The sequence below is a fragment of the Pandoraea nosoerga genome, assembly GCF_902459585.1.
GTDB classification, from domain to species: Bacteria; Pseudomonadota; Gammaproteobacteria; order Burkholderiales; family Burkholderiaceae; genus Pandoraea; species Pandoraea nosoerga.
The window spans coordinates 65,586-81,019 of record NZ_CABPSC010000017.1 but is presented as its reverse complement, the minus strand read 5'-3'; the positions used below and the strand labels follow the sequence as shown (position 1 = coordinate 81,019).

Genomic DNA, 15,434 nt, shown 5'->3' with positions numbered 1-15,434 from the left:
CTCACTGCCGGTGCGGTGCGGGAAGGGGGCGATGCCCGCACGGCTTCGGTGCAAAGCGACAGCCACACGCATATTCCGGAAGTTGGGCACGGCGGCGCGTGGCACGCTTCACGACCGTTCGCCGACCTGCCCCTTGCCCTTGCCCGTGCCCATTGGCAATTGCCGATTGCCGACTGCCATTCGCACGGGCCATCACGGAGACATCGATGCCACTGAAATTCCTGCCGGATTCGCTGACGAACTGCCTCGGGCTTTCCTGCACCGACGCGCCATCGAGATCCTCGTCGCCTGACTCGCCGATGGCGGCGGCCATGTCCCGGGTCGCGAACGCACGCGCCTCTCATCGCGTGTCGAGCGCACCGAATCTTGCCGGGACGGCCGGGCGCGAGGTGGCGCCCCGGCCGCCCGGCGCTGCGCCCGCGATCGACCTCACCGCACCGATCCCCATCTGGGGGCACGACGACCCGACACCCGACTGGGCGAACGCGCGAGTCGCCCAGGCTTGGGCTGCGCGGTACGGCGTGAACACGACAAACCTGATTCGCGTGGACGGTCAATGCACCCGCTATGGCTTGATCGAACTGGGTGGCCATACGTTTATCGCGGGACCGACCGCCACGCCGGCCGAGGCCGACACCCTTACCCGCATGCTCAAGGCCAATCCGAGGATCGGCGCGATCTGCTGCGTCGAGCCGGGTGCCATGCGCGTGGACGCCGATTCTGTTCGGCCGGCCGACCACGCGGGTTATCGGCAGCGCCCCGTGAGCACGTACATCGCCCGCGTTGCGGCGCGCGGCGGCGATGCTCGGCCACCGTCTGCCGAGCTCGAGGGCAGCCTCGCGCACGTGAGCTTCATGGAGTTCGTCGGGATGGAGCGCCGGGGGGCAGGTATTTCCGGCCGGACGTTCTGGGATGCCGGCCGCGGCGTCGCCGACTACCTGCGACGCCATCCCGGCAGAATCGCGCTGGTGTGCTCGGAGCACGGCATTGCGAGGCCATGCGCGGTGATCGCCAGCGCTGCGCTGCAGCTCCAGGGCGGTGACGCCAGGCTGCGCGGCATGATCTCCGGCGCGGTCGCGTCCCAGCGCGCCGAGTTGAGCAGCCACTACATCGATGCCGCCGCCCGCAGCTTCGACCTCATCGCGGAACTTGCGCTGCTGGTCGACATGCTGCGCACGTCGGGGCGCGGCGACATGCACCGCGAGCGCAAGGCGCATCTGCTGCTACAGCATCTGCGCACGCTGCCCGAGGTCGCCGGTGCACACATCGACTGGCGCAGCGCCCGCGGGCGCCAGAAGCTCGCGGCGATTCTCGAAGCGAACTTCGAGCACGTCGCGCCGCTGCTCGCCTCGGGCTGCCTGCCGCCCGGCAAGGCGCTGCTCTGGCTGCGCGAGGAGATCAACGTGCTGAGCGGTATCCGCTTCCTCAGTCCATGCTACGTCAGCGGGCACACCGACCGGATTTCGCTCGAGCCCATCGATCCGCGGAGTCCGGATGCCGTTCGTCTGGTGTCGCTCGACGATTACGGGCTCACGTGCGACAACAAGTATTACGACGCGGGGGTCGTGGCCAGTTGGCACCGAACCTGTTGCGCGAGGCAGGACGTGATGTCGCATCCCACGCAGCGAACGCCGGTGGTGGCGTTGCTGGTGCACGCGTCGGAAAGGGAGCGGCTCGCGCTGGCGTTTCGGTCTGCGCCGGCGTGACGCCGCCGGCGGGATCCGGCGGCCGCGGCCGAGGCAACCGGAGCGATGGCGGTGGGCGGCAGGCGGCAGGCGGCAGGCGGCGGGGCCGACATCTTCGCGAAACGTTACCCGAGGCGCGTATAATTACGCCTTTGCCCTTCCTGATATCGGGTCCCGCCGTGACTACCCCCGCTCTGAACGCCCTGTACGAATCCTCCCTCAAGAGCCTGCCGCTGCTCTCGCGCGGCAAGGTGCGCGACAACTACGCCGTCGGCGACGACAAGCTGCTGATCGTGACGACGGACCGCCTCTCGGCGTTCGACGTGATCATGGGCGAGCCGATTCCGGGCAAGGGCCGCGTGCTCAACCAGATGGCCAACTTCTGGTTCGACAAGCTCGCGCACGTAGTGCCGAATCACCTGACGGGTGTCGCGCCCGAGAGCGTCGTATCGGCCGACGAGGTCGCCCAGGTCGCCGGCCGCGCGGTCGTCGTCAAGCGTCTGAAGCCGATCCTGGTCGAAGCCGTCGTGCGTGGCTACCTCGCCGGCAGCGGCTGGAAGGACTATCAGGCCACCGGCGCCGTGTGCGGCGTGACGCTGCCCGCCGGGCTGCAAAACGCGCAGCAACTGCCCGAGCCGATCTTCACGCCGGCGGCCAAGGCCGAACTGGGCGAGCACGACGAGAACATCAGCTTCGACGAGATGGCGAGCCGCATCGGCCGCGAGCTCGCCGAGCAGATTCGCGACATCTCGATCCGTCTGTACAAGGAAGCCGCCGCCTACGCCGCCACGCGCGGCATCATCATCGCCGACACGAAATTCGAATTCGGTCTGGACGACGACGGCAAGCTCCACCTGATGGACGAAGCGCTGACGGCCGACTCGTCGCGGTTCTGGCCGGCCGATTCGTATGCCGTGGGCAGCAACCCGCCGTCGTTCGACAAGCAGTTCGTGCGCGACTGGCTGGAGACCCAGCCGTGGGGCAAGACCCCGCCGGCGCCGAAGCTGCCCGCGGAAGTCGTCGAGAAGACGGCCGCCAAGTACCGCGAGGCGCTCGAGCGCCTGACCGGCCAGTCACTGGCCTGAGCGGAGCATCGACGACATGAGTGACAAACAAGCCGCGGCCCCGCGCGTTGGCGTGGTCATGGGGTCCAACTCGGACTGGGAAGTGATGAAGAACGCGGCCGCGATTCTGGCCGAATTCGGCGTGCCTTACGAGGCGCGGGTCGTCTCCGCGCACCGCATGCCGGACGACATGTTCCGCTACGCCGAAGCCGCCCGCGAGCGCGGGCTCGTGGCGATCATCGCGGGCGCCGGCGGCGCCGCGCACCTGCCGGGCATGATCGCCGCCAAGACGACGGTGCCGGTACTTGGCGTGCCTGTGCCGAGCAAGTACCTGCGCGGCGAGGACTCGCTGCTGTCTATCGTGCAGATGCCCAAGGGCGTGCCGGTCGCCACGTTCGCCATCGGCGAGGCGGGCGCGGCCAACGCGGCGCTGTTCGCGGTGGCGATGCTCGCCGCCGGCGACAAGGCGCTCGCCGACAGGCTCGAGGCCTTCCGCGCGAAGCAGACCGAGGCCGCGCGCGGCATGACGTTGCCCGCCCTGTAAAAGAAGAACGACCGTCCCCGTTTTCCGTCTTCACAACGATGAATTCCGCACCCGCTGCGCCTGCGCACTCGAGGCCATCCGCGCATCCCGCACATCCCGCACATCCCGTCCTGCCCGGCCAGTGGCTGGGCATGCTCGGCGGCGGCCAGCTCGGCCGCATGTTCTGTTTTGCCGCCCAGTCGATGGGCTACAAGGTCTGCGTGCTCGACCCGGATCCGCGTTGTCCGGCAGGCGCGGTGGCCGATCGCCTGATTGTCGCCGACTATCGTGACGAGGCGGCGCTCGCCGAGCTCGCCGCGCTGTGCCCGGCGGTGTCCACCGAGTTCGAGAACGTGCCGGCCGAGTCGCTCGACTTTCTCGCGAAGACCTCGACCGTGAGCCCGGCCGGGCGTTGCGTGGCCATTGCGCAGGACCGCGTGGCGGAGAAGCGTTTCATCGAAAGCTGCGGCGTGCCGGTCGCCCCGCACCTGGTGATCGAGTCCGGCGAGGCGCTTGCCGCCATCGGCGACGCCGCGCTCGCGAGCGTGCTGCCCGGCATTCTGAAAACCGCACGCCTGGGTTATGACGGCAAGGGGCAGGTGCGCGTGAGCACGCCGGCCGAGGCGCGCAGCGCCTATGCCGCGCTCGGCGGCGTGCCGTGCGTGCTGGAGAAACGTCTCGCGCTGGCGTTCGAGGTCTCGGTGCTGAGCGCCCGCGGCGCCGACGGCGCGGTGGCGACCTATCCGCTCGCGCAGAACGTGCATATCGACGGCATTCTCGCCACCACGACCGTGCCCGCGCCCGACGCGGCGCCGGCGGTGGCCGATGCCGCCCGCGCGGCCGCGGCGAAGATCGCCTCGCAAATGGACTACGTCGGCGTGCTGTGCGTCGAATTCTTCATCCTCGAGGACGGCACGCTCATCGCCAACGAAATGGCGCCGCGCCCGCACAACAGTGGTCACTACACGATCGATGCGTGTGCGGCGAGCCAGTTCGAGCAGCAGGTGCGCGCCATGGCGGGGTTGCCGCTGGGCGAGACCCGTCAGCACTCGCCGGCGGTCATGCTCAACGTGCTCGGCGACGTGTGGTTCGAGGGCGAGGGCAAGGACCAGCCGCGCACGCCGGCGTGGGCCGACGTCGTTGCGCTGCCGTCCGCCCGCCTGCATCTGTACGGCAAGGAGGAGGCGCGCGCGGGGCGCAAGATGGGCCACATCACGTTCGCCGCCGCAACGCTCGACGAAGCGCGCAAGGCGTGCGTCTCGGCGGCCGCGAGCCTCGACATTGCGCTGGAAGACTGAGCGATGAGCTCGCCCCAAGCGCCGCGCGTCGTCATGCCGTCGGCCGACGACATTACCCGGGCCGCCACGCAGCTTGCAGCGGGCGAGCTCGTCGCATTCCCGACGGAGACGGTCTATGGCCTGGGCGGCGACGCCGAGAGCCCGGCGGCCGTCGCCGCCATCTACGCCGCGAAGGGACGCCCGGCCAACCACCCCGTCATCGTTCACTTCTCGCCCGAAGGCGACCCCGGCTACTGGAGCGACGACGTCACGCCCGCCGCGCGCGCGCTGATGGACGCCTTCTGGCCGGGTCCGCTCACACTCATCCTCAGGCGCGCACCGCATATTCCGGACGCCGTCTCCGGCGGGCAGGATTCGGTGGGGCTGCGCTGCCCGTCGCATCCCGTCGCGCAGGCGCTGTTGCGTGAGTTCGCGACGCTCAAGGCGGGGCCGGGCGGGCAGGGCGGCGTTGCCGCGCCGTCGGCCAACCGCTTCGGGCAGGTGAGCCCGACGGCGGCGCAGCACGTGCGCGACGAATTCGCCGGACTGCCCGGCGTGAGCGTTCACGTGCTCGACGGCGGCGAGGCGGCCGTGGGCATCGAATCGACCATCGTGGATCTGTCGCGCGGCTTTCCGGCGCTGCTGCGCCCGGGGCACATCACGCCAGCGCAGATCGCGCAGGTTCTGGGCGAAATGCCACGACTGCCGGGACAGGACAGCAATGCGCCGCGCGCGTCGGGCACGCTCAAGGCGCACTACGCCCCGCGCACACCGCTGTATCTGTGCGACGCCGGGCAGTTCGCCCCGGCGCTGGCATTGCGTCCGACGGGCGAGCGTGTCGCGGTGGCGGCGTTTGCACCGACGCTCGCGGCGCTGCCGGCCGACGCCGCGGCATCCGACGACGTTCTCAAGATCGCGTTGCCGGCCACGCCCGAAGCCCTCGCCACCGATCTCTACGCGATGCTGCGCCGGCTCGATCGCGCCAACGTCACGCACATCCTGTTCGAACGTCTGCCCGATACGCCGGCCTGGGCCGCCGTCGGCGATCGGCTGGGCCGCGCAGCCGCGGCGTTCGAGCGAGAATGAGCGCCTGGGGATAGTGCGAGGGCTCACGAAGACGGCGCGGAGTTTCCGCGCCTTTTTCATGAATCGCCGGCGTTCTGCGTCAGCGCGTCTCGCGCGAGGCTTCGGCGCCCGCCATGCTCCCCACGCCGGTCCCGGGCGCCACCGATGAAACCGCCGAGGGTGTCGCCGCGGGTTGCGCGGCGAGCCATGCGCGCCGCCACTCGGGCGGCCCGAACAACGCCATCCCCTTGTTGCGCCAGCCAGGCACCGTGACGACGTCACGCGCCATCATGCGCCATTCGTGGAACGTCAGCGTGATCGGGTTGTGGGTGTGGATCGGGTCGACGATGCCGAATTCGCACGGCTCGTCCTCGCTTTCCTCGACATAGGAGCCGAACAGGCGGTCCCAGATGACCAGCACGCCGGCATAGTTGCGGTCGATGTAACGCGGATTGCGCGCGTGATGCGCCCGGTGGATCGACGGCGTGCTGAGCACGTACTCGAGCCAGCCCAATTTCGGAATGGCCTGCGTATGCACGAAGAACTGGAACGCCAGATTAAGCAGGACGACGCCGACGATCTGCACCGGCGTGAAGCCGATGAGGGCCATCGGCGTCCAGAACAGCCACATGCCGGCGACCGGATACATCAGGCTCTGGCGGAACGCGGTCGACAGGTTGAGCCGCTCCGACGAGTGATGCACCACATGCGCGGCCCAGAGCCAGCGAACGCGGTGACTGGCGCGATGGAAGACGTAGTAGAGAAAGTCCTGCACGACGAAGAGCAGCACGAAGCCGGCCCAGCCGCCAGGCATCGTATAGACGCGGTAATGGTCGTAGAGCCATCCATAGAACGGCACGACGAGCAGCCAGGCCAGCTTGTCGGCCCCCTGGTGCATGAGGGCGAGCGTGGCGTTGCTCACGGTGTCCCTGAGGCTGTACATGCCGGGGCGGCGACGCCGCCAGTACCAGGCTTCGATGCCGATACACAGCACGAACACCGGCGCGAGCGCCAGCAGAATCAACTCGACGTTCATGACCGCGCGTCTCCTCACGGTAGGGTCGTCTGAACCGGCGTCCCGCCGTCTTGGCGGCGATGACGCCGATGGAACGTCTATTCTGACGCGAATGACCGCGCGTCACGCGCCCGTTAGAGGGAAACGTCAAAAAAGGAAACGTCAACAGCACGACGGCACGCCCGCGCTCACGGTGCGTTTTCGTACACCCACGAAATCAGCGCGTCGTTGAACGCACGCGCATTGCTCGCTCGCGGATCGTTCACCAGCGAGACCACGACATAGATGTTGCCGTTGCGCGAGCCGACGTAGCCGGCCACGGCGCTCACGTCGTCGAGCGTGCCCGTCTTGATGTGGGCGTTGCCCGCCACGTCGCGATTGCTCAGACGATTGCGCATGGTGCCGTCGACGCCGACCGTGGGCATCGATTCGACGAGCACCTGCGCGTGCGGCCCGTTCACGCCATGCTGCAACAGCCGCGCGAGTTCGGCCGCACTCACGCGCTCGATGCGCGACAGACCCGAGCCATTCTCCACGACGAGCCCCGGCATGGCGAGATCGTTCTTGTCGAGCCAGCGGCGCAGCACTTCGCGCGAGCGCGCGAGGCTCGCCGGCGTCTTGCCGTCGGCGCCGAGGCCCAGCGTCAGGAAGAGCTGGCGCGCCATGACGTTGTTGCTGAACTTGTTCATGTCGTGCACGACTTCGGCGAGGGTCTGACCGCGATGCGTGACGAGCAGCCGCGCCCCCGGCGGCACGGCGCCCGTGCGCACGCCGCCGTTGAACTGGCCGCCCGACGCCTGCCACAGCGCGCGAAAGCCGCCGAGGAAGAAGCGGTCGCGCTCCGGTGCCGCCACGTTCCAGCCCTTGTCCTCGCAGGCGGCCGGATAGGTGCCGGAGAAGTGGGCGACGTAAGCGCCGTCCGGCGTGGCGGCGAGCGTGGGGTGGATGCGTGCGAGCCAGTCGCCGCAGTTGCCCGTCGGCGTCGACGTCATTTCGTTGGCGACCTGCAGATTGGCCAGCGGCGGCAGCACGCCAACGTCGACGGTGCCGTTCGCGTTGCTGGTAAAGCTGAACGAGACGGCCTTGAACGAGTAGAGCAGGGGGTCCGGCGCCACGTTGTAGGGGCGATCGTCGCCGCCGTCGATCGCGGCGGTTGCGCCAATGTCCGCGCTGTACGCCGAACGGTCGAGCACGATGTCGCCATTGATGTTGACCACGCCCGCATTGTGCAACTCCGCGACGAACTTCTCCATCTCCTCGGGCACGAGCTTCGGATCGCCCGTGCCCTTGAAGTACAGGTTGCCGTTGAGCGTGCGCCCGTCGAGCTGTCCGTCGGTGAACGCCTGCGTGCGCCAGCGGTAGTCCGGGCCGAGCGTGTCGAGGGCGGCGATCGTGGTGACGAGCTTCATCGTCGACGCCGGATTGCGCGGCACGCCTGGATTGACGGCCAGCAAGGGCGGCGCGATGCTGCCGCGCGTCTGCAGCGGGTTGTCGACCCGCGCGACCACCACGCTCACGTGCGCGGCGGGCACCTTGCTCGCGGCCAGCGCGCGGGCAAGGGGCGCGGGCAGCGGCGTGGCGTGCGCGGCGGCGACAGGCACCTTCGGCATCTTCGCGTGCTTGCCCGGCCTGGCCTGCACGGGCGCGCTCGCGAGCAGCGCCAGGCTCAGCACCGACGCGCCCCACGCAAGCGACGACGCCAACGCGCGCGTCGATGGCGGCGGCAACCACGATGGCGACGAGGGCAACGACTGGGGTGGCAAAGGGGGGCGCGGCGAGGAGGAGGGCGGCGAGGAGGAGGGCGACGAGGAGGAGGGCGGCAATGGCGAGCGCGCCGGTGCGAACGGCGCGACTACAAGGCGGCGGGGCAAGCGATGCAGGCGGGGGACGCGCATGACGGGCGATGTTCTCCAGTGTTGCGCGCTGCGAAACCGTATGGACCTGAGGCGCTCAGGCACAGCAGTGCGGACGCGGCGGCGAAGCGATGTGGCGAGTGCCGCGCCGCGATGTGCGTCTGACATGCGCGGCGCGTGGTTGGCTGCATTGTAAGACGGGCGTGCAACGAACTGTCGCTACAATGGGTCGAAAATCCTGTGACTGTCACCCTTAGGCAACATCCGGACGCGGCACTCGCACGCGGCGATCGACGCGTGCGAAGGCTCGTCAGAAGTCCTGCGGGACAGTCTGCGAAAAGTTCTGCGAAAAATTCTGCGAAGGCCCAACGATACCGACAAGCCATGCGAATCCTATTGGTGGAAGACGACGCGATGATCGCCGCGGCCGTGACGAAGGGGCTGCGCCATGATGGCTGGACCGTCGATCACGTCGGCGACGGCCAGCGGGCGCTCGATGCACTCGCCCTCGAGTCATACGACGCGCTGCTGCTCGATCTCGGCCTGCCGCGCCGCGACGGCATCGACGTGCTGCGCACCTTGCGCGCCCGCGGTCAGGCGCTTCCGGTGCTCATCGCGACCGCGCGCGACGCCGTCGCCGATCGCGTGAAGGGACTCGACGCCGGCGCGGACGACTATCTCGTCAAACCGTTCGACCTCGACGAGCTCGCCGCCCGGCTGCGCGCGCTGGTGCGCCGCCAGGCGGGCCGCAGCGAGCCGCTGCTGCGCCACGGCGCCATCGTGCTCGACCCGGCCACGCGGCAGGTCACGTGCAGCGGCGTGCCCGTCGTGCTCTCCGCTCGGGAATACGCCGTGCTAGAAGCGCTGCTCAACCGTCCCGGGGCGGTGCTCTCCAAGGCGCAGCTCGAAGAGCGCATCTACGGCTGGGGCGAGGAGGTCGCCAGCAATGCAGTGGAAGTCCACGTGCACGGGCTGCGCAAGAAGCTCGGGGCGGACGCCATTCGCACCGTGCGGGGCGTCGGCTACATGATGCCGGCTGAAACGGCGCAGATGCCGGGCGCGCGCGGCGCGGCATCGGAGGCCGAGTAATGCGCTCGATTCGTCGCCGTCTTCTCGTCGGATTGCTGCTCACGCTCGCGGCGGCGCTCGTGCTCGCCGGCGTAGCCATCTTCCGCCAGGCCCGCACCGAGGCGAACGCACTGTTCGATTTCCAACTGCAGCAGATGGCCCTGTCGCTGCCGGCCGAGCCGTTCTCTAGCGCGCCGGGCGAGCACAGCGACGCGGCCGGGCTCGTCATCCAGATCTGGAGCCGCAACGGCGTGGAGCTGTACTACTCGCACCCGCGCACGCCGTTGCCGCCGCGCGCGGAGCTTGGCTTCACCACCGTGCAGACGCCCGCCGGCGACTGGCGCGTGTACGCGGCGCTCGTGGGTGAGAACGTCGTGCAACTGGCGCAGCCGATGGCGATACGCGACTCGCTCGCCGTCTCGATGGCGTTGCGCACGCTGCTGCCGCTCGTTGTCGCCATGCCGCTGCTCGCATTGCTGGTGTGGTTCGTCGTCGGCCGCGGACTGCAACCGTTAAGGCGTGTCACGAAGGCGCTGGACGCGCGTTCGCCGGGCGCCCTCGAAGCGTTGCCCGAGGCTGGCCTGCCCGACGAAGTCCGACCGCTCGTGCGCGCGCTCAACAGCTTGCTGGGCCGGCTGGACGAGGCGCTGGTGCAGCAAAAGGCGTTCGTCGCCGATGCGGCGCACGAGCTGCGCACGCCGCTTGCCGCGTTGCAATTGCAGGTGCAGTTGCTCGACCGGGCGAACACGGAGGCCGAACGCGCGCAAGCCATGCAGGATTTGCGAGACGGCGTGCAGCGCGCGTCGCACATGGTGTCGCAGCTGCTCACGCTGGCGCGTCAGGAGCCGGATGCGGCGCGTGCCGCCTCGGCCTTCGTCGACATGCCGCTCGTGCCGGTACTGCGCGACGTGGTGGCGCGTCATGCGCCGCTGGCCGTGGCGCGCGGCATCGACCTGGGCCTGGACGCCCCCGAGGCGCTCGCCGACATCGCACATGTGCGCGGCGATGCCGATGCGCTGCAAACGCTCTTCGGCAATCTCGTGGACAACGCGCTGAAGTACACGCCGCGCGGCGGGCACGTCGACGTGCGTCTGGTGGCGGCGACGCCCGCGGCCGTGGTGGAGGTCGAGGACAACGGGCCCGGGATCGCGGTGGCCGAACGGGAACGCGTGTTCGATCGCTTTTTCCGTGGCGGCGCGGCGCAGGCGCCGGCGTCAGGCGAGGCGGGCGCCCCCGAACGGGGGGTAGACGGGCAGGCGCCGGGCGATGCACCGGGGCCGGGCTCGCTCACGGGGCAGGACGAGGATCCGCAAGCGCCGCGCGCCCAAGGCAGCGGGCTCGGCCTTGCCATCGTGCGCAATGTTGCGCGGGCGCATGGTGCGCGCGTGGAACTGCTCGATACCCGCAGCGGGCGCGGATTGCGCGTGCGCGTGAGCTTCGGCGGCGCGGCCCAGTCCCCGCCACCGCCGATCTGACACGTCACGCCGCCTCGTCCGGCAGCGGGCGACGCCGTGGCTCAGTGCGAGGCGGCCACGCCATCGTGCCGTGCGCGCCGTCGCGCGCCCGGCCGTGGCGGCACGCTGCGGTGGGCGATTCATCCGCGCGTCACGCCCGTGACCTTGTCGTTCTCGATCGTGAGGGTGCGGCGATCGGGGCGATAGTCGCGCGTCGATGGCAGGACCCTGCCGTCCTGCATGCCGATGCGCCACGGGCAGCCCTGCAGCATCGTCTTCACTTCATCGAGCGACTTGCCGAGAATGGCCTGATCGGTCGGCGTATCGGGCGTGCAATTCGCGGGCGCCTGCACATGTCCCGAAGCTTGTCCCGAAGCTTGTCCCGACGTCCGGTCCGCGGTCCGGTCCGACGGGGGCTGTTGCGTCTGCCCCGGGATCGACGAATCGGCGGGCCCCTGCGTGCCGGGCGAGCCGTCGCCAGGCGCGGCGTGCGCGCCGAAGGCCAGTACGAGACCGAGCGCGGCGGCGGCGCTTCCAAGCGCGTGTGCGGCGTGGCGAAGCAATGTGCCGCGCGGGTGGGCCGTGCGGATCATGCGGAACGTTTGCATCATGAACCTCCTCGTGAAGCGGTCGTGCGGTGCGGGATTGCACTGCCTAGTCACCGTAGACAGCGGGCCATTGACGGGCAAGACACACCGCACGTCGAGTTCCTTCAAACGCGCGATGCTGTAACGCATAGCGCGCATCGTGGCGCGAAACTCCGTGCCATACGCGACGTGTGACGTTCTCCCTCCTCGGGCGACGCTCGCCCGTCGCCGGGACCACGCTTTTGCGCATGAAGATCTCAAGGGGCTGAAGGATATCAAGGGTCTGAAGGGTATCAAGGCCTTAAGGTTCTCAAGGCCTTAAGGTTCTCTTAAGGGAGCCTCTCTACGATCACAGGCATGTTCAAACGTGGTCTTCGGTAAGGAGAGACTCATGCGGACCTCAAAGCTCACTCGCACGCTGGTGGCCAGTGCCGTACTCGTCGCATTGACGGGGGGCTACGTTGCCGGGCGCCAACACTGGCAAGCGCCGCTCGCCTCGGAAATGGTCAGCGATGCCCACGCGGCGTGGCCGGCGACGGCAACGGCAGCGGCGGCCAACACGCCGAACACCGCGCCGAACACCGCGCCGAACACCGCGCCGAATGCCGCACCGCGCATGCTGGTGCCGGACTTCTCGCAACTGGCGGAACAATACGGACCGGCCGTAGTCAACATTAGTGTGACGCACGATGGGAAACCTTCGGCGGGCCGGGGCGCGGCCGCGATCCCCATGCCGCCCGGCATGGACCAGAACGATCCGCTGTTCCAGTTCTTCCGTCGTTTCTACGGGGCGCCGGGTAACGACGGCGGCGACGATGACAACGGCGGCGAGAGCGGGCCGACGCGCAGTCTCGGCTCGGGTTTCATCGTGAGTCCGGACGGTTACATCCTGACCAACGCTCACGTCGTGGACGGCGCGAGCCAGGTCACGGTGAAGCTCACCGACAAGCGCGAGTACAAGGCGAAGGTCGTGGGCAGCGACAAGGCGAGCGACGTGGCGCTGCTCAAGATCGCGGCGACGAGCCTGCCGACGGTAAAAATCGGCGACCCGTCGAAATCGAAGGCCGGCGAATGGGTGGTGGCCATCGGCTCGCCCTACGGCTTCGACAACACCGTGACGGCGGGCATCGTATCGGCGAAGGCGCGCGCCCTGCCCGACGAGAACTACACGCCGTTCATTCAGACGGACGTGCCGGTCAATCCGGGTAATTCGGGCGGGCCGCTGTTCAATCTGAACGGCGAGGTCATCGGCATCAACTCGATGATCTACTCGCGCACCGGCGGCTTCCAGGGGCTGTCGTTCGCGATTCCGATCGACATGGCGATGAAGGTCAAGGCGCAGCTCCAGCAGTACGGCAAGGTGAGCCGCGGGCGCATCGGCGTGGCGATCCAGGAGGTCAACCAGTCGCTCGCGAAGTCGTTCGGCCTGCCCAAGCCCACGGGCGCGTTGGTATCGTCGATCGACAAGAACGGGCCGGCCGCGAAGTCCGATCTGAAGCCGGGCGACGTGATTCTGGCGGTCAACGGCACGACCATCGACGACTCGGTGCAGTTGCCGGAGAAGATCGCCGACATGCGTCCCGGCCAAAAGGCCACGCTCACGGTCTGGCGCAACGGCGGCAAGCAGGACGTGACCGTGACGGTCGCGGCGCTCAACGAGAAGCAGGACGTCGCGAGCGCCGACGACTCGGCCACGCACGGGCGCCTGGGGCTGGCGGTGCGCGAGCTCTCGCCGCAGGAAAAGCGCGCCGCGCAGGTCACCGGCGGATTGCTGGTGGCGCGCGCGGGCGGTCCGGCCGAGCAGGCCGGGGTGCAAGCGGGCGACATCATCCTGTCGCTCAACGGCACGCCGGTGACGAGCGCCGCGCAACTGAGCGAGAAGCTCAAGAAGGCGGGCAACAACGTTGCGCTGCTGGTGCAGCGCGACGGGCAGCAGATCTTCATCCCGGTCGATCTCGGCTGAGTCGAGCGCAGTACCGAACGGGATGCCACGCACTACCTGATGTGTCCGGGCGCCGGCGGCCGACAGGCGAGCGCCTCGCGCGCCCGGCGCTAACCGGCATCGTGATGAAACGGGAGGTCGAATATGTGGCAACGACAGCAACGATGGCAACAATGGCAACGCTGGTCGGCAGCGGCCGCGACGGCCGCCGCTGTAGCGACAATGGGCGGCCTGTCGACCGTATCGGTCGCGCATGCGCAGGGCGGTGGCACGCTGCCGCCCGCGATGCAGCAGGGCGACGTGTCGTATGTGTCGGGCGGTATCGACAGCGACGAGTCCGGCACCTTCAAGCGCGAAGCCTCGCGCTGGCCGCTATCCATCGAGATGGCGGCGCGCGGCGAAGGCGCCAACGAGTACGTCGCGGACGCGCAGGTGCAGATCATGCGCGGCAGCACCACGGTGCTCGACACGCGTGCCAAGGGTCCCTTCATGCTCGTCAGGCTGCCGCCGGGCAGCTACACCGTGAAGGCAACCTATAACGGCAGGCCGATGACCCGACAGGTGCAGGTCCCCGCCAAGGGGCACGCCGCCGCAACGTTCCTGTGGCCGCACGACTGATGTGCCGATCGGTCGGTCGATTGGTCGACCGGTGTGCAGCGTGTACGGTGAAGTAACCCAGGCAGTAGCACTCTGCAAGGAGTGAGCGAGTTGCGCCGCCGAAAGGCGGCGCTTTTTTTTTGTGTGCCGCCGCCTCAGGCCGCGCGAGACGCGTCGTCCGCCAGCAGCGCCTCGCCGACACCGGCCAGACTGCCGCTCGTGCCGTGTCTGGCGCCTTCGCCGAGACTGTCCTCGGCGCCGCGCATCGCAAACGTCTGTTTCACGGCGATGCCGTTCTTGATGGCCGTCATTTCCGCGAGAATCGCCACGGCAATCTCGGCGGGCGTGCGCGCGCCGAGGTGCATGCCGACCGGCCCGTGCAGACGCTCGATCTCCGCCGTGCTCAGATCGAACAACGACAGGCGTTCACGCCGACGCGCGTTGTTCACCCGCGAGCCGATTGCACCGATGTAGAACGCGGGTGACTTGAGCGCTTCGAGCAGCGCCATGTCGTCGAGCTTGGGATCGTGCGTGAGCGTGAGCACCGCGCTGTGGGAGTCGAGTTGCAGGCGCACGATCAGATCGTCAGGCATCTCGCGCGAGAGCTCGGTGCCGGGCACCTGCCATTCTTCGGCGTATTCCTCGCGCGGGTCGCACACGATCACGTGATAGTCGAGTGCGCACGCCATGCCGGCCACGTATTTCGAGAGTTGGCCCGCGCCGATGACGACGAGCCGATGACGCGGCCCGTGCGACGTGATGAGCCGCTTGCCGTCGAACTCGACGGGGGGCGTGCGGTGACCCGGTGCGATCTGCACTGCGCCGGTCGTCATGTCGAGTTCGCGCACGACCAGACGGAACTGCGCGACCGCGTCGAGCAGTTCCGCAATGCGCGAGGCCTCGCGTACGGGCTCCAGCACCAGTTGCAGCGTGCCGCCGCACGGCAGCCCGAAGCGGTGGGCTTCCTCGGCGCTCACACCATAGCTCGTGAGTTGCGGACGGTCTTGCGGCCAGTCGCCTTCGCGGATGCGGGCAATCAGATCGTCCTCGACGCAGCCGCCTGAGACGGAGCCGACCATGTGGCCGTCTTCGCGAATCGCGAGCATCGAGCCCACGGGGCGGGGCGCGGACCCCCAGGTGCGCACGACGGTGCCCAGCGTGACGAAAAAGCCCGCGCGGGTCCATTGCACGGCGGACTTCAGCACTTCCAGGTCGACACTGTCCATAGCACGGTTCCTTCGCCAATACGTGAGCGGCGGCGCCGTCGGGCCGAGGCGCCCGGCCGGCGCTTCGCCCATCCGGTG

Annotated in this window: 13 protein-coding genes; 9 read left to right on the top strand and 4 right to left on the bottom strand. The window is 68.9% G+C overall.

All coding sequences use genetic code 11. From position 1 onward, the window contains the following. The first annotated feature begins 206 nt into the window (after positions 1-206). The 5 genes from PNO31109_RS19160 to PNO31109_RS19140 all read left to right on the top strand — a co-directional run bounded on the left by PNO31109_RS19160 (position 207) and on the right by PNO31109_RS19140 (position 5,635). On the top strand, positions 207-1,706 hold the full coding sequence (locus tag PNO31109_RS19160; RefSeq protein ID WP_150557037.1) for a hypothetical protein: 1,500 nt from the start codon (positions 207-209) through the stop codon (positions 1,704-1,706). A 173-nt stretch (positions 1,707-1,879) separates the two neighbouring features. Beyond that, positions 1,880-2,770 carry a phosphoribosylaminoimidazolesuccinocarboxamide synthase gene (locus tag PNO31109_RS19155; RefSeq protein WP_150557068.1) on the top strand — a complete coding sequence of 297 codons (891 nt, stop codon included), beginning with the start codon at positions 1,880-1,882 and terminating at the stop codon, positions 2,768-2,770. A gap of 16 nt (positions 2,771-2,786) precedes the next feature. Then, the gene (gene purE, locus PNO31109_RS19150) at positions 2,787-3,293 is read left to right on the top strand and encodes a 5-(carboxyamino)imidazole ribonucleotide mutase (RefSeq protein WP_150557036.1); all 507 of its coding nucleotides are present in this window, start codon (positions 2,787-2,789) and stop codon (positions 3,291-3,293) included. Positions 3,294-3,331: 38 nt separating this feature from the next. After that, positions 3,332-4,570, top strand: coding sequence for a 5-(carboxyamino)imidazole ribonucleotide synthase (locus PNO31109_RS19145; protein ID WP_150557035.1), 1,239 nt, complete (start codon positions 3,332-3,334; stop codon positions 4,568-4,570). A 3-nt stretch (positions 4,571-4,573) separates the two neighbouring features. Further along, on the top strand, positions 4,574-5,635 hold the full coding sequence (locus PNO31109_RS19140; RefSeq protein ID WP_150557034.1) for an L-threonylcarbamoyladenylate synthase: 1,062 nt from the start codon (positions 4,574-4,576) through the stop codon (positions 5,633-5,635). A 79-nt stretch (positions 5,636-5,714) separates the two neighbouring features. Here the strand turns inward: PNO31109_RS19140 and PNO31109_RS19135 are convergent, their stop codons facing one another. Together PNO31109_RS19135 and dacB are read right to left on the bottom strand one after the other, a co-directional pair. Beyond that, the gene (locus PNO31109_RS19135; protein WP_241014001.1) at positions 5,715-6,650 is read right to left on the bottom strand and encodes a sterol desaturase family protein; all 936 of its coding nucleotides are present in this window, start codon (positions 6,648-6,650) and stop codon (positions 5,715-5,717) included. A 167-nt stretch (positions 6,651-6,817) separates the two neighbouring features. Then, on the bottom strand, positions 6,818-8,332 hold the full coding sequence (gene dacB, locus PNO31109_RS19130) for a D-alanyl-D-alanine carboxypeptidase/D-alanyl-D-alanine endopeptidase (protein WP_174966474.1): 1,515 nt from the start codon (positions 8,330-8,332) through the stop codon (positions 6,818-6,820). A 534-nt stretch (positions 8,333-8,866) separates the two neighbouring features. Here dacB and PNO31109_RS19125 point away from each other — a divergent pair. After that, positions 8,867-9,571 (top strand): response regulator, encoded by a 705-nt coding sequence (locus PNO31109_RS19125; protein ID WP_150557033.1) that lies wholly within the window; start codon positions 8,867-8,869, stop codon positions 9,569-9,571. Next, positions 9,571-11,025, top strand: a complete 1,455-nt coding sequence (locus PNO31109_RS19120) for an ATP-binding protein (protein WP_150557032.1) — start codon at positions 9,571-9,573, stop codon at positions 11,023-11,025. Before PNO31109_RS19125 ends, PNO31109_RS19120 begins: the two co-directional genes overlap by 1 nt. A gap of 119 nt (positions 11,026-11,144) precedes the next feature. Here the strand turns inward: PNO31109_RS19120 and PNO31109_RS19115 are convergent, their stop codons facing one another. Further along, entirely contained in the window at positions 11,145-11,615 is a 471-nt protein-coding gene (locus PNO31109_RS19115; protein WP_150557031.1) for a hypothetical protein, read from the bottom strand. 367 nt (positions 11,616-11,982) lie between these two features. Between PNO31109_RS19115 and PNO31109_RS19110 the strand changes: the two genes are divergently transcribed. Both PNO31109_RS19110 and PNO31109_RS19105 read left to right on the top strand, forming a co-directional pair. Next, on the top strand, positions 11,983-13,554 hold the full coding sequence (locus PNO31109_RS19110) for a DegQ family serine endoprotease (protein WP_150557030.1): 1,572 nt from the start codon (positions 11,983-11,985) through the stop codon (positions 13,552-13,554). Positions 13,555-13,677: 123 nt separating this feature from the next. Further along, positions 13,678-14,151, top strand: coding sequence for a peptidase associated/transthyretin-like domain-containing protein (locus PNO31109_RS19105; RefSeq protein ID WP_150557029.1), 474 nt, complete (start codon positions 13,678-13,680; stop codon positions 14,149-14,151). Between the two features lie 134 nt (positions 14,152-14,285). On the opposite strand, the gene PNO31109_RS19100 is transcribed toward PNO31109_RS19105, so the two are convergent. Further along, on the bottom strand, positions 14,286-15,356 hold the full coding sequence (locus PNO31109_RS19100) for an XdhC family protein (protein ID WP_241014002.1): 1,071 nt from the start codon (positions 15,354-15,356) through the stop codon (positions 14,286-14,288). Positions 15,357-15,434: the final 78 nt, after the last annotated feature.